The 15,614-nt window shown below is 51.9% G+C and carries 8 protein-coding genes; 3 read left to right on the top strand and 5 right to left on the bottom strand.

What is annotated here, in order from left to right; translation table 11 throughout:
- Positions 1-3 precede the first annotated feature (3 nt).
- The 5 genes from BMZ32_RS09340 to BMZ32_RS09320 form a co-directional block, all read right to left on the bottom strand.
- The gene (locus BMZ32_RS09340) at positions 4-582 is read right to left on the bottom strand and encodes a BREX protein BrxB domain-containing protein (protein WP_090241710.1); all 579 of its coding nucleotides are present in this window, start codon (positions 580-582) and stop codon (positions 4-6) included.
- Positions 563-1,348, bottom strand: a complete 786-nt coding sequence (locus tag BMZ32_RS09335) for a BrxA family protein (RefSeq protein ID WP_090241709.1) — start codon at positions 1,346-1,348, stop codon at positions 563-565. The genes BMZ32_RS09340 and BMZ32_RS09335 overlap by 20 nt, the downstream gene beginning before the upstream one ends.
- The gene (locus BMZ32_RS09330) at positions 1,345-1,848 is read right to left on the bottom strand and encodes a BrxE family protein (RefSeq protein WP_090241708.1); all 504 of its coding nucleotides are present in this window, start codon (positions 1,846-1,848) and stop codon (positions 1,345-1,347) included. Before BMZ32_RS09330 ends, BMZ32_RS09335 begins: the two co-directional genes overlap by 4 nt.
- A 45-nt stretch (positions 1,849-1,893) precedes the next feature.
- Positions 1,894-2,808, bottom strand: a complete 915-nt coding sequence (locus tag BMZ32_RS09325; RefSeq protein WP_090241707.1) for a WYL domain-containing protein — start codon at positions 2,806-2,808, stop codon at positions 1,894-1,896.
- 228 nt (positions 2,809-3,036) lie between these two features.
- On the bottom strand, positions 3,037-3,366 hold the full coding sequence (locus BMZ32_RS09320) for a hypothetical protein (protein ID WP_244153950.1): 330 nt from the start codon (positions 3,364-3,366) through the stop codon (positions 3,037-3,039).
- Between the two features lie 224 nt (positions 3,367-3,590).
- Between BMZ32_RS09320 and BMZ32_RS09315 the strand changes: the two genes are divergently transcribed.
- The 3 genes from BMZ32_RS09315 (at position 3,591) to BMZ32_RS09305 (ending at position 15,316) form a co-directional block, all read left to right on the top strand.
- Positions 3,591-8,726, top strand: coding sequence for a RecQ family ATP-dependent DNA helicase (locus BMZ32_RS09315; RefSeq protein ID WP_090241706.1), 5,136 nt, complete (start codon positions 3,591-3,593; stop codon positions 8,724-8,726).
- 90 nt (positions 8,727-8,816) lie between these two features.
- Positions 8,817-13,871, top strand: coding sequence for an AAA domain-containing protein (locus tag BMZ32_RS09310; protein ID WP_090241705.1), 5,055 nt, complete (start codon positions 8,817-8,819; stop codon positions 13,869-13,871).
- On the top strand, positions 13,868-15,316 hold the full coding sequence (locus BMZ32_RS09305) for a hypothetical protein (protein WP_090241704.1): 1,449 nt from the start codon (positions 13,868-13,870) through the stop codon (positions 15,314-15,316). The genes BMZ32_RS09310 and BMZ32_RS09305 overlap by 4 nt, the downstream gene beginning before the upstream one ends.
- Positions 15,317-15,614: the final 298 nt, after the last annotated feature.

Genomic DNA, 15,614 nt, shown 5'->3' with positions numbered 1-15,614 from the left:
TGATTAGCCGCCGACGTGGACAGAGCGGTAGTTGCCATCGTCGGGGTAGAACCCCAGGAATTTGAGTCGTGTCTTGCCGGTGCGCACGCCAGGGTAGAAGAACACCGTGGGCACATGAAACTTTCCTTGCAGCCCGCCTTCGATGACACCGATGCGTGTGAAGGGATGCAACGCCTCAAGATCGGTGACCAGCAAAATAGCCTTAGGCTTGTCTTCAAGCTCGGCCAGCTTGGCTTCGATGCGAGCTTGTAATGCGCCATTGCCTATGGCGTTGGCAAGCGACGCATTGGTCTTGTCCCATGCCAAGGGTGCCTTTTGATCAGCGGCTAGCCAGGTCTTGCGAATAACCGGAGGTGCCTTTTCGATAATGTCTGCAACATGCTCGGCAATCGAAAAGGTTTCGACCTCCCAGCCCTCGTTGCGCAGTCGATGCATCCACGCGGGTGTTTCGCGCTTCACATTGAGGATCTGATTTGGTGGAAAGACCAAATAGAAAATGGGCTCGAAGCTAGCATGGCCGAACTCGCGCCCCTGCTTAACTCGCTCCATCAACTCATTGAAATCAGCTTTGAGCGATGACATCGATCAGTTCCTCCATGCTTTTATAGGTCCACCCGATATGCACCACATCGGAGGCGGCCTGGAATATGAGCAGGCCTTGTAATGACAAACGTTTCAGTTGGTCTCGGACATCGGCACGTTCCAGTCCGAAGAGATCCCAGTCCGGGCTTGAAACAATTTGGTTGTCGCCAAGACCACTGAACTTCAAGTCGTAGGCTAAGTAGGCAGCGACCTTTGGCAAGATGCGATACGCAGCAATTGAGCGCTGGTTACGGCCGGTGGTCGTGAGCAATCCATAGTCCGTACAGCAGCCCAGCAAATACGATGAGATGCGCTTGATCGTGGTTTCAGACCAAGGCTTGTGCGTCTTTCCTTCGCGCACGCTGTTGGCAACAAAGGTGCGTGCGTCTTCCAGTTGAAGGTCATTTCGCCCGGCTGAATAGCGCGCCCAGTAAACTTCTCGAACGAAGTCCGCCAACACAAGATTGGCGCGCGCTGTATAGATAAAGAGCAGCTGATTTAGCTCGACGGTCGTGAAACGATCCGCCAGGGATTTGAGGAGCGCGGCAACGTGCGGGGGGCGCATGTAGCGTGGGGCAAAGCACTCAGCAACGATATTGCGTAGGCGCCTCGCCGTTACCAAAGGGAAACGCCCCGATGCCAGCGCGGCCTCACAGAGCTGCGATGCACTCATGCCAGGTTGATAAACCTGGAGCAGCTGCCTTGTTTCTTCCAGGAGACCCAGCCCGGCTTGAAGCTGTGTGGTGTAGTAACGCTTCTGGCTCACTCAACCTCCCGAACGTAGGGGAAGGTCTGAATTCCGGAGGTGAAGGCCGCACAATAAAAGCCCGCAGCATGTTGTAGTTCGGCTTTGATATCTTGACTCATTTGCCCTAGCGAAACGGGGCCAGGCGATGCGGATTCTGCCTTTTCCGCCAATTCAGCCAGGCGCGCCAGCGCCAACTCACGATTCGCCAATCTAGCTTGCACTGTTTGAACGAATGCGGCGTCATTGAGAACATCTGCCGATGCCTGCTCTAGTCCGATAGGCAAGCGGAAAAGGTGGTAAATGCGGCCAACACCAATGGCCTCGTCGTGGACCTTTGCCGCCGCTGCCGTTGCCCCTTGGTATTGGGCAAGAAACAAAGAGCGGTTGAATATTGGTGCCAAAAAAGCTTCGGCTGTAGCGCTGAAAAACTCGCTTCCCCACCAGTTAGCCTGGCCCTTCTCTCCGAGGTAACCAATCAGAACCCTAAGTTCTGCAATTGTTGTTGCGATAGTGTTCATACAAGGTCCTAAATCGGTTTTTGACTGTGATGCAAGGCAGCACTGTCAAGGGTTCGCCTTCGCTTCGCTCGGACGGAGCTCTTTATAACCGGGTGCCAAAACAGCGTTTTTGACTCCGTATAGAGCTAAGTGGTCCTTCAGCCAAAGTCGGTATTCATGCCCACGCAAGCTATGGTCGGGAGTGCAGTCCACACTCAATTGGCGAAGGGTGTAGCCGGCGGTGGCAGCCCGAAGCTTCATCCGCAGTACGCCACCCTGCATGCTGTAATCCATCTCGGTGATCTCCGGTCGAGGCTGGTCTGGGTGCGGCACCAGCTCCAACTCGACGATTCGGGTCCACTGAATGTCTTGATCGCTCGCCTCGTGAGCTGCCACGGCCTGGCCATAAAACACCACTGGGCGTTTTATCCGAGTGATCACGAAATCGCGGAACTCTTTTGACTTCCGGTCGAACGCGCGGACGTGCCAGCGCAGTCCTGAATCGATCAAGGCGAAAGGCACGATCTCGCGTTTCGATTTACCACTGGAAATCGAGTAGTACTCGACAGCCAAGGGACAGCCCTGATGAATGGCGCGAGTCACACTCGCAAGCACATCCAAATCGGGGTTCGTCAGCCGGGAAGGAGTTTCACTGGGCACCCAAGTTTTGAACTTCAGCGGTTCGCCATCACCGAAGGCCTTGGTCAGCCACGACATGACTCTTTCAGCCGGGTAATCGAACAGCGAACGAAAGTCTGCACCAAGAACATAGGTCTTAGCCTTGGAGTCGTAGTCGATATTGCCCGGAGCTAGCTCCCTGTATAGCGCAAGATCCCGGGTCGCAGCCGCGGACTGGATGGCAAAGCGCTCGACCAGATCCTGCCGCCGAATATCACCAACGAAGCGCACGCGCAGCTCGATAAAAGCCAGGCGATCGCGCTGTGGCTGAGCGAGTTCTGCAAGAGGGGTTATGGGCGCCATATGAGTTGGAAGCACTTGATCTGAGCATTAGAACGGATCTTATTGCACACCTTATACGTACGTCCATATTTGTATTTTACAAACATGATGGTACTCATTTTGATTATGAAGTCTTCCATACAGCAGAGAGTGCGAGTCGCGCCCTGGCCGTGACGATTCAGCATCGTCCGGACACTTCACTCGGAGCTCTGGTTGCGCCCTGCTAAGGCACCTGCCAAATAGATCTCATCAAAGCAGGCCTCGCCAAATCTCGTTGCGCTCAATGATCTGGACAAACGCCTGCGGGCTGAACCCAACAGGATACAGCGACTCAGGCTCTTCCTCTTCGTCTTGATCAAACGCTCTCAGGTAGTGCTGCTCATCGCGCAAGGTCACTTCAATGACTTCGCGCGACACGACACGAAAGCCATCAACAATCTCACCATCAAGCTCAATCGACGTATCGACAACCCAAGCGTGCAGAGCTGAAATCGATTCGTGCTCGCTGAGCCCAAGACGGGCGCGTAAATCTGAGTCAGCTTGCAAGGCATGGATTACAGCCGGATGCTTACGCTCCAATTGCCTGGCAGCCTTTCGCAGAGTATTCGTTCGGTGTAGCCAGACTTCGTGCGGTGTTGAGCGGATGAATCCGGACTTGTGAATCGAATGCACTATTCATGAGTGACTAGTCAGAATTCACAAGACAGACCGCTCTAGCCTGAGCAACTGTGCCATTTCCTACGTCGCAACTGATAGGTTAAAGTCCCTACCTTTATAGTGCTTACTTCAGGGACGTGTAGTACATGGCGCAGCTTCCTCAGCCCAAGTGTTTGGTATTCGACCTTGAGGTAGTGCCAGAGCAACTGAATCAACCAACCAAGATTTTTAAGATTGGAGCTTTGCGCCCCGATACCGGTGAAGAGTTCGAATTAAACATCGACAAAAATCTTGCTGCAGCGCTGGAACGATTGGATCAAATGGCTGAAGGCGCCAGCTTTCTGCTGGGGCATAACCTGCTCGCCCATGACCTGCCGTTGCTTCGCGCCACCGCCCCCCATCTGAAGCTGCTTACACTGCCGGTGATAGACACCCTGCGTCTGTCGCCACTGGCCTTCCCGCAAAACCCCTACCATCGCCTGATCAAAGACTACAAGCTGATCCGCGACAGCCTGAACTCACCACTGGCCGACTGCCGCTCGACGCTGACTTTATTTAATGACCAGCACCAAGCCTTTACTCGACTGGCTGAAAGCCAGCCAAACGAACTGCTGTGTTATCAAGCCCTCACCGCGCCACAAATCGGGACGGGGTTGGGTAACTTCTTCCTGGCCATGAGCGGCCAACCGCCAATAGAACTATCCCGCTTGCGTGGATTACTTCCAGTGCTCCTGCAAGAGACAGATCCTGCGCTAAAGCGAGACTTGAAGGTCTGCAGGACGAGGCTTACGACGCTTATCGAGCAAGACCTGAATCTCCCTGACTTGAACTGGCCAATTGCTTATGCCCTGGCTTGGCTGCGGGTATCTGGGGGGAACTCTGTGCTTGCACCCTGGGTTCGCTATCAGTTCCCAGCGGTAAGCCAACTGATCTCAGAACTTCGCGACGTAGCCTGCACCGACCAGAGCTGTCAGTACTGCCAAAGTGTTCATGACCCTCGGCTAGAACTAAAACATTACTTCAACTTCGATGACTTCCGTTACGAAGCCGACGGCAAAAGCGCACAATGCGACATCGTTCTGGCTGGCATGCAGGGCAAATCGGTATTAGCGGTGCTCGCCACCGGCGGCGGCAAGTCCATTTGTTATCAATTGCCTGCGCTGAACCGCTATCACCGCAACGGCAGTCTGACGATCATCATCTCGCCGTTACAGTCGCTGATGAAAGATCAGGTCGATGGTCTGCTCGCCAGCAATGTGCAGTGCGCGGCGGCGCTCAATGGTCTATTGACCATGCCCGAGCGAGCCGATGTACTGGAGAAAATCCAGATGGGCGATATTGGCATCCTCTTGGTGTCGCCGGAGCAGTTTCGCAACAAAGCCTTTCGCAAGGCCATCGCCAATCGGCAGATCGGCGCGTGGATCTTCGATGAAGCTCACTGCCTGTCGAAGTGGGGCAACGACTTTCGCCCAGATTATCTGTACGCCGCGCGCTTCATTCGTGAGTTCAGTGCTGACGCACCTGTAGCCCCGATTGGCTGCTTTACCGCCACGGCCAAGCAGGATGTACTGGACGACATTCACCAACACTTCCAAGAAGAGTTGGGCGTTTTATTTACCGCATTTATTGGCACACCCGAGCGAACTAACCTGTGCTTTGAGGTGCTCCCGACAGCATCAGGTGAAAAATGGCAGCGCACTCATCTGCTACTGGAGGATGAGCTAGGCCATCAGGACGGTGGCGCTGTGGTTTTTGTTTCTAGTCGCAAAAATGCGGAAGAACTCGCGGCTTTTTTGATCGGACAAGACTGGGCCTGTCGCTTCTTCCATGCGGGTTTACAGCCCCATGAGAAAAAGGACATTCAGGACGACTTCAAAGCCGGGGCGCTTCGCGTGATCGTCGCCACCAATGCCTTTGGCATGGGGGTGGACAAGCCTGATGTGCGACTAGTGATACATGCCAACATCCCAGGTTCCCTGGAGAACTACTTACAAGAGGCTGGTCGTGCTGGGCGCGATCAACAGCAAGCTAAATGCGTGTTGCTGTACGACCCACAAGATATCGAAACGCAATTCGGCCTCAGTGAAAAGTCCAAGCTAAGCCTGCAAGATATTCAGCAAATACTGCGTAAAGTTCGCAGTGAGGGTAATCGGCGCAAAGGCGGGCAATTGATCATCACCGCCGGTGAAATCCTTCAAGATGAAAGCGTTAATACCAGCTTCGAAGCTGACGACCGTGATGCCGAAACCAAAGTGGTCACAGCCATTGCTTGGCTTGAGCGCGACCAATATCTGAGCCGTGAAGAAAACCATACGAAGGTATTTCCTGCGCGCCTCTGCCTTAGCGAAGAAGAAGCCGATGCGCGCTTATTAAAATCCAAGCTGCCCGAACGTCTACTCGAAGAGTTTCGAGCTGTGCTCCGCTTTCTTTATTCCGCTGATGCCGATGAGCGAGTCAATACCGACCAGCTGATGGCACTCACCGAGCAAAACCAAGAAGAAATAAGTAGCACGCTGAAACAGCTGGAAAATCTAGGCCTGCTGGAAAATGATTCACAGCTGACGATTTACCTGCGTCATGGAGTGGTTGGCTCATCCAATGAACGTTTGAGCCAATCAATGCAGCTGGAAAGTGCCTTGTTCAGCGAACTGCGTGAACAAGCACCCGATGCGGATCAGGGTGGCTGGCAAGATATCAATTTGCCGCCGCTCACCGCGCATCTCCGACAAATCACCGCACAAGCAGACTTACTGCCGCTACACGTTCTTCGTTTGCTGCGTAGCCTGACGCAGGATCGTGACGGCGAAAGCTCACAGCGCAGTAATTTCGAACTTAGCCAGTTAAACCGCGACTACCTGAAATTACGTATTCGCCATGGCTACACCTGGGATCAAGTTCAGAAACAGGGGGATAGTCGTCGTGCCATCGCAGCTGTGCTGATGCCTTTTCTCATCGCCAAATTGCCCAGTGGCGCACGCGCCAAAGACCTGTTGGTGCAAACAACTTTTGGCGAGCTAATGAAAATGATCGAAAGCGATCTAGTGCTCAATGCCACCATTAAACCCGAGCAACGAAAAAAGGCCGTTGAGCATGTGTTGCTCTATCTGCACCAGCAAGAAGTACTCACGCTGAACCACGGGATGACGGTGATGCGTCGCGCCATGACCATCGAAGTTAATCCCGACAAGCATGGCCAGCGCTATCTCAAGGAAGACTTCCTGAAGCTCGATGAGCACTACCGGGAGAAACGCATTCAGGTGCATGTGATGCGTGAATACGCAGAAGTTGCCCTGAAAGAAATGGCTGCCGCACTGGGCTTAGTCATGCACTACTTCAAAGAGAGCAAGCAGGATTTCCTCAAACTGTATTTTGCCGGCAAAGACGAAGTACTCAAGCTGGCGACCAGCGAGGCCTCATGGCAGTCGATTATCTACACTTTGAATACCACGCAAAAAATCGTGGTCACAGACCCCGACGACCGTAATAGACTGATTCTCGCGGGTCCTGGCTCTGGCAAAACACGCGTGATCGTCCACCGCATCGCGTATCTATTGCGCGTGCGGCGCATACCAGCCAGCAGCATCATCGCCCTAACCTTTAACCGTCATGCAGCTAACGAAATCCGTAAGCGCCTGTTTAGCCTAGTCGGTAACGAGGCCTACGGCTTAACCATATTGACCTATCACTCGATGGCAATGCGCTTGACCGGCGTTAGCTACTCACAACGCGATAAGATTGATGATGGGGAACTCGACGCGTTGCTCGAACGCGCCGCCGAGCTGCTCGAAGGCAAGCACTCAGCGGAAGGTGAAGATGATCTGCGCGAACGCCTATTGCGTGGTTATCGCTACATCTTGGTCGACGAGTATCAAGACATCGATGAACGTCAGTACAACCTAGTAAGCGCCCTTGCCAAACGCCACAGTGAGAACGATGACGAGCTGTGCATTTTGGCGGTAGGCGACGATGATCAAAATATTTACCAATGGCGCGGCGGCAGTAATCAGCATATCGAGCGCTACCAGCAAGAGTACAACGCCGACATCAGTTACCTGGTGGAAAACTTTCGCTCCAGCAAAATGATCATTACTACCGCCAACGCGTTGATTGAAAAAAATCGTAACCGGCTCAAAGCTGAGCATCCGATCCAGATCAACAACACTCGCCAAGGGCTTCCCATGGGGGGGCGCTGGCAGGGCCTTGATCAGCTGCGTCAGGGCCATGTTTCATGTATTCAGCTACCTGCAGCAGACAGCCCAGCAGGCAACATCCAAGCACAAGCGGTATTGGCAGAGTTCCAGCGTCTAAAAGATCTAGAGCAATGCGATGATTGGCAGGGCTGCGCAATTCTCGCACGCACGCACCGCTATCTGCTGCCGATCCAGGCTTGGTGTGAGCAACATTCAGTGCCCTATTACTTGGCGGCTGACAAGCAGAGCGCACTCCCACTAACGCGCCAGCGTGGTTACATCCAAGCCATTGAGCACCTGCGCACAAACCAAGCGCCGCTGCTCGATGCGAACAGTGCAAACGCCTCTCTGCAAAGCCTATCGCTCGATGAGCAATGGCATGAGTTTTTTCAAACAGCCTTTGAACAACTGAAGGGCGAGTTCGGCGAATGCCAGCTCGCACGTGCAACGCTGATTGATTGGCTATATGACTACGCGCGGGAAATGCGCCAACAACCGCGTACCGGCCTTTACCTCGGCACCGTGCACTCGGCCAAAGGCCTAGAGTTTCGGCATGTGGCATTACTGGATGGTGGCTGGAACCAAAAACAGCAACAGTTAGAAGATGAGCGCCGCCTGTACTACGTCGGCATGACCCGCGCCGAAGAAACCTTAACCCTTTGTGAGTTTGCATCCACCAACGCCTTCACCCAGTCGCTCGGTGCAGCCCTGCTAAAACATAGCTTCAATGGCCAGCATGACCCTACATTGGATACCCAGTACCAAGTATTCAGCATGAAGGACATTGATATTGGCTACCCAGGCCGTCAGCCTGCAACAGCCCCTATTCATCAGGCCATCCAAGAACTTAAAACGGGCGCCTCATTGCGTGTACACGCCGAAGGCGAACGCTACTTACTCCAAGACGAGCAAGGCCGAACCGTCGGCTGCACATCGAAATCCTTCCGTTTGAACCTTGAAGTCGAAACATGTGAGGTCGCCGGCATCATCACTCGCTATGCCGAAGACAGTGAGGATGAATACCGTATGCGCTACAAATCTGAACGTTGGGAAATTGTCATACCGAGGGTTAGCGGACGGACTTTCACTTAGTAACACGTGGCCCTAACCAGCAGGAAAACCCTGCTGCTAAATATTTTACGCACTGAACGACTGGCATTGCGCCGCAATGGAGACGAAACAATGGAAGTTGTGTATTGGGAAGGCGGTCTGCTTCGACATGAAGTCGAAGCCATTGAGACCATGCGTAAGGCTTTCCAGGGAAAATTTTTATCTGAGTTACCGAAATCAAAAAAATCAGGCTCAGAAAAGTCCACTGCTCAACAGCTAAAAGCGCTAAAAGTGAAAGCCCAAAGCTCTCCTGTCATGTGGCCATGGAAAGGCTATGCCGGCTTTCGTTTTGCAGACTCACGCGGCAAAGAAGGTGAGTTCGATCTTGTCATTGTTACCCACAAGAACGTGCTAATCGTCGAGCTCAAACACTGGCACGGCAAAATCACCAGCAACGCTGGCAAGTGGTATCAAAACGGAGATGAGCGCGATCGTTCGCCCGTATCCATTACCCAAAACAAAGTCTACTTGCTACAAAAAAAGCTCAATGCAGTTAAGAGCAAATTTCCTGATAGCCGTGTGCCCACCATCAAGTTTTGTGTAGTTCTGAGCGGGACCTGTAGCTTCGATGAGCTGCCAGATGCGGAGCGTGAACATGTTCTGCATTTAAACGATTTTTTGGTGCTGGCCAATGAACATCAATACAACAAAAAATTCCGGCCTCACCCTGAAGCGGCAGGATTAAATCAGCACTTTGAGGTTTTCGATCAGCTTCTCAAGCAGGGCAATGCCAAGCCGAAGGAGTTGATGGTCGATGGATTCAGAGCTGGAGAGTTAATTTTCGAACACCCGGGCAAGGTGTACGTTGAGTACCAAGCAACCAATGAAAACAACAAGGCCGAGCGCGCTCTGCTCCGCATGTGGGACTTCAGCAAACTCGATGATGTAGATGCCAAAACCCCAGAAGGACGCTTCAAGATACTTTCAAGAGAACGGGATGTATTAGTCTATCTCGGACAAAGGGATCTTGAGCTTTCACGAAGGTGTCTGAAGCCCATCAAGAACCCCTCCAAAGACTCGATCACTCAGGAATTCTCTGAGCTCTGCGAGCTGCCGGCTGAGCATTACCGCCTTAATGAATTCATCAATCGTTATGTAGAGCAGTTCCCTGAAACGGGGCGAATAAAACTAGCCAAAATCATGGTGGCACAGTTCGCCACCATGCACAGCTTTAAGGTCGCTCACCGAGATCTTGGTGACCATAGCATCTGGTTCTCTCCATCCAGTGCAATTGCCTTGTCCAACTTCATTGCAGCCTACCATCAGCCCGTTGGCACTGTCGGACCAAGGAGAGATCAGTTAAGCATTGGCGCAATTGAGTTGCCGGAGGATCGATCCGAAATAGCGCACAGAGGCACTCCATTTCAGCGTGATGTTTTTGCCTTAGGGATGCTTTGCTGGCACCTGATTCAGGCAAAGCCACTGCCATTGAAGCTGGATATGAGTTACATCGAGAGCGTCCGCTCAGCGATGCAGTGTTCAGATACTTGGTACGCCGATGTACTGATTGGAGCACTCAATGAGACTCCAGACGCTCGATATGCCGATGCCGGCGAGCTACTGGACAAACTGAACCAGTCGACGCCAGTACTAGATGGTATTTTTGACTTTGATCCAGCGGTGCTCGAGCCTTTTGCGTTGCCTATGTTCACGGCATACAAGGCCTTTCCAGTGGAAGAAGAAATCCTAGATGCCGAGGATAAGGAGGTCTATCGCTCAGGCCTCTCAATCGTAAAACTATGGCCATCGATCCATGCCAATACACCGCAGGGTGGCCAAGGCCCCATGCTGTTGGCCTTTTTCGAAAAGCTGGGAACCTTACAGAAAAGTAACTACGCATTCTTGCCGGTTATCGAGCAGTTTGGCTACGGTAAAGGTGGCATGCCTTTCTTGGTGCAGCATTTTATTGCTGGCCTGCACTGGAATGAACTACCGCAAGTAACGCCTGAGCGCGCCCTAACGGTAATTCGTAAGCTCATGGCTGGGGTTGAATGCCTGCACGAACAGCTAATTAGCCACGGCGACCTGCATCCGAACAACATAAAAGTTTTGCTGCCGACAAGTGAAGAAGATCAGATCCAGGTCTATCTGCTGGATATGCCCGACTTATCAGCAAGTGGTTCACAGCCATTCAATAACCGCTACAGCCCTCTAAGGGAAAACTGCACGACCTTTGAGCGTGATAATTTTGCAGTCATGCGTATGGCGGTTGAACTGCTGGACATGAACTGGGATGAACCAGGCGATGCAGACATCCCAGAAATACGAGTAGCTATTACTCACGAACGCAACAGCGACTCAGGGTTTATTGCACTGGAGCGCTTTCGTGAGGCGTTAGACAAAGCGTTTCAGCCCAAATCATCTCAGCAGCTTATCTCCGTAGAGGTGTGGGGCCACGATGAAATGGACTTCACCATCTACCCTGACAATGGCCGGATTTTCATCAGTATTGAGCCCGCCCGTGCTGACGCCCGATTAGCAGCAATAAGCTTTCAAGGCGTGGGCGGTCGTCTCAGCGCAACTTACGACCCGACATCAAAATCATTTGAGAAGTCGCTGGGGGCTGCGACTCAGGAGGCCGTCCACTCCTATGCGTCCCGTTCTGCAGTTTTTGAAGTAGATGTCCGCATCAATGTATCCGTAAGGAAATACTCCAAGCTAAGAGCGCTAACAGCCTATATGGCGCAACAGCCGGACTTTGATGTTCTCGTGAGCAGTATCCTCAGTGAAGCTCGTGCAGCAGTTGCTGAAAAAGCTCTGCCAGGCGAAACGAGTCAGCCAGTCGATATTGCACTGGATGAGCATGATGAAGATGTGCAGCCAGAGCCCAGCACAGAACTAAAACCTAGAACCTTTTCAGTCTCGAAGATCTGGAAAGCAATTCTGGATACAGAGTCCGAAGCGCTCCCCATGGTCGAAGTCGCTGATGAGCCAAAGCTCAATAAGGACAAGCTGGGTTTAATGATTCCGTACACCGCACAAAGAGAGGTACTTGAGTCCTTCGAGGCCGATGACACCGTCTTGCTATCAAAAAAGAAAGACGGAAAAACATTTGAACTGGGCGCAATAAATGTCCGCAAGAGCACCAAATCCGAGCTGTATCTCGTAATAACGAATAAGGCTAAAGGGATCAATCCAGAGGATCAGCTCTATTTGCAGTCCAGCTCGACTCGTTCCTCTTTTACGCGGCGCAAGAAGGCGATGGAGCGGATACTGGAACGACTCTCAGTGGTCCCTCAGCTGGTTGACTACTTTGATGAAGCCTGTGACATAGATCCAGAGCGTTATGGCGAACCACCGACCGAAGAGCACTTTGAGGTGTATCAACGCCGGATGCCTGATGGCCAAGTAATAGGCCTGAATGATGCTCAGAAAGAGGCATTTGCTCGGTTAGTGAGCCGTGGCCCACTGGGTTTGTTGCAGGGTCCACCAGGCACAGGCAAAACAGAGTTCATTGCTGCATTTTGCCACTACTTGGTCAGCCAGGAAGGCGTACGCAACATCCTTTTGGTGAGCCAGTCGCATGAAGCAGTGAACACGGCGGCAGAACGAATTCGGGCGCATTGTCGTAGGCTTAACACTGACTTAGATGTGGTTCGATTCAGCAACCGCGAGCACGTTGTTTCTGATGAGCTGCGTGATGTTTACTCCCGCTCCATAGTGACCCAACAGCAGCAGTCGTTCAGGGCTGAGCTAAAGCATCGTTTGTCGTTAATGGCACCCTCACTCGGAGTGAGTACCGCCTTTATCGAGAGTCTCTTGGATGTTCAGTGCAGAGTTTTTGGCCTAGTCAGAAGCATTGAACGCCTAGATAAGGATCTAGATATAACCGACGATGAAATAGATACCGACAAGCATAAGAAAGCTACAGTGCAGATGCTAAATAGTGAACTGCAAGAGTTGTTACGCGAAGATTTCAACATTCAACCTGACCCACAGGTATCGCCCCGCTCGTGGCTGGAGCAGGCCCAAACTAAGGTTGCCAGTGAGCATGGTGTACGTACCCATGAGCTTAATCGATGTCTGTCATTGATTCAGTTGTCGGATGACTTACTGGAACGTATGGCCAGTGAGCGAGCAAACTATGACGAGTTCCTTGTGCGCTCAAGAACGCTCGTTTGCGGTACATGCGTGGGCATTGGCCTGCATCACCTCAAGCTGGCAGAGAACCGCTTTGATTGGGTGATCATCGACGAAGCAGCGCGTTCGTCTCCTACTGAACTGGCTATAGCCATGCAGGTAGGGCGGCGCGTCCTTTTGGTCGGTGACCATCGTCAACTACCGCCGTTTTATGAAGATGAGCATAAGAAAGCAATTGCTCGCCAACTCGAAACGCACCCGACCTCAGCGGAGTTCCAGCATGTAATGCGCAGCGACTTCGAAAGAGCATTCGAATCGGCTTACGGCAGGCTCGTCAGTGCCACACTGAAGACCCAATACCGCATGCAGCCTGCGATTGGCGACATTGTCTCTGAAGTTTTCTACCAAGGTCAGCTAGAAACCGGCAAGCGCCCGATTCCGGCACACTTTGAACAGCCCCCCGAGTGCATCGGCTCTGTCTTTACTTGGTTGGATACCGGCGTACTGGGCAAAAAAGCACACCATCAGGAGCAGCAAGGTAGCACCAGCCTAGTAAACCATGCCGAAGCCGATGCCATTATTCGCATGCTTAAGAACATTGAAGATGAGGCGGAGTTTTCTACCGCTTTGGTTGATGAGATGAGCGAGTGTCAAGAGCCCGCTATTGGCATCATCTGCATGTACGGTGAGCAGAAAAAGCTGATTCGCCGGAAGTTCGCAGAGCAAAATTGGTCTGAGGAGTTCAAGCGCTTAGTCAAGATTGACACCGTAGACAGCTATCAGGGCAAGGAGAATCGTATCGTGATCATTTCCCTGACCCGTTCAAACAGTGACCTTTCGCCTGGCTTCCTGCGTTCACCTAACCGAATCAATGTGGCCATATCAAGGGCTATGGACCGTTTGGTAATCGTTGGCGATATGCGTATGTGGGCGGGACGAAATGCCGAACTACCACTGGGCAAGGTCACCTCCTACATCCGAGCACGTCAACATGAGGATATCTACGCGATCAAGCCGGTTGAGCTCACAGGGAGTGCCGCAAAATGACCACTGAGTCACTGGTTTTATTTGAATTTGACATCTGCGTTCCAGCCCAGCAATTTCGTATTGAATACACACTGGTTGAACAAGGCGGATTTCCATTTGTACCGGAGTTCCTACTGCGCCTGCTGAAGGTCTCAGCCCTTTTACCGGCAGATATAGCTCGCTTTTTTGGTTTTACGCCCAAGGAGTTAAATACGGCGCTGACGCCATTCTTGCAGCAAGGCGAATTGCAATCGACAGCTGAAGGTCGCATCACACTGACGGAAAAAGGCTTGAGGCTTTTCGACGAAAATGGAGAAACACCAATCGTTAAATCGCGTGAAGACCACCGTAAATTGTTTACCTTTGACCTACTCGCATTCTCATATCTTGGGGCTAAACCTCGTCTAGAGAATCAAAAACGCTCCGTGGTATTGAGTGCTTGCTCAGAAGTTCGTAGCGAGTCAGTGAAGTTGGCCGAAGTCGCTTTTCAGCGAAATTTGCATGATATCTATAAAAGAGGTGAACTCTGTGGCCAGGCAAAAGAACAGCAAACACCAGAACTCTACAAAATCAGCCAAGTTGAGAAAGAAAGAGATGGCTGGCTGAAAATTGAAGACAGCTACTGCCTAGATCTTGAGAGTCTAAATGTCGGATTTAAGGAGCCTGCAGAGATCGCAGAGCACGAGGCTTATATCAGCCAACGCAGTGTGCAACTAGCGACCTTAATTGGACAGAGCACTCTAAACTCAATCATGGCTTTTGCAGACCGTATAGGTGATGAACAAACGCTTGAACTGCTAGCCGCTGGAGAGCTCGACTTCACCCGTCTGATTCAGCGAGCACTAACATTCAGCGACTCAGGAAAGAGCAAACAGGCGCGTATTTACGGCGCACTGCAACTCAGTAGGAATTGGGATCAAGTAGAAACGCTGTTTAAAAAGTATAAGGATAAAAATGCCAAAGCAGGAGCTGAGCAACCGATTACATTAACGTGGCTGGCACCGGCAGCTCACGGATTATGGGGCAAGTGTTCACGCCATGGTCAGGCCTTGAGCAGCTTTGTGGGCGCAGCTACAGCTAAGACAAAAGATAAAGAAAAAGTCGTATTTAACCCCCGATTACTGATCCCTCTAGCTGACGCTAATGATAGGTCAACACGCAAAAAAGCCAGCGCTGACTGCAGTGAAGCTGGCGAGATATTGCATGGTTTTATCGAGTCTACGAGCCTGTCCTCGCTTGAGATAATCAGCCTTACGGACAGCTTTGCCGTGGTTGCTTATCACCTTGTGCTGCCTGAGCTTCATCCAGTGCCTATTCCGTTTGGCTTTATCACTGAAGATAAGTCCCTAGTTCGCCGAATCGAAAGCCTTGTGGAGGATGTAATGGCCGAGTACACCGACAGTAATGTGCAACGATATTTAGGACCATTTGGAAACGACTCAAATGGCGTGAAGAGACGAAGATAAAAACAATGGAGATGGGTTTTGACTTTAGGTTGAAGTCAAAACCCATGTGATTAGCACACCAGCAATAACCGGTAGCTAGCGGACAAGAGCGGCCGCTGGGCCAACACAGAGTGACCAGGCACTTGGATATAAAAAACGGCCAGCCTGAGCTGAGGCTTGATATAGGGAAATACTTTTGAAGACGATAAGGGGCTTCTTGACGCTCTCGACTCTAGATGGACGAAGACCCTGCGGGAGCCCTGAACCGCTAGCATCCATCTCCAGAGCATTCAGTTACTCACATGATCCACGGCTCATG

The organism is Pseudomonas guineae, assembly GCF_900113745.1.
Taxonomy (GTDB): Bacteria; Pseudomonadota; Gammaproteobacteria; order Pseudomonadales; family Pseudomonadaceae; genus Aquipseudomonas; species Aquipseudomonas guineae.
The sequence above is the reverse complement of the archived record's forward strand: the minus strand, read 5'-3'. Positions and strand labels throughout refer to the sequence as shown.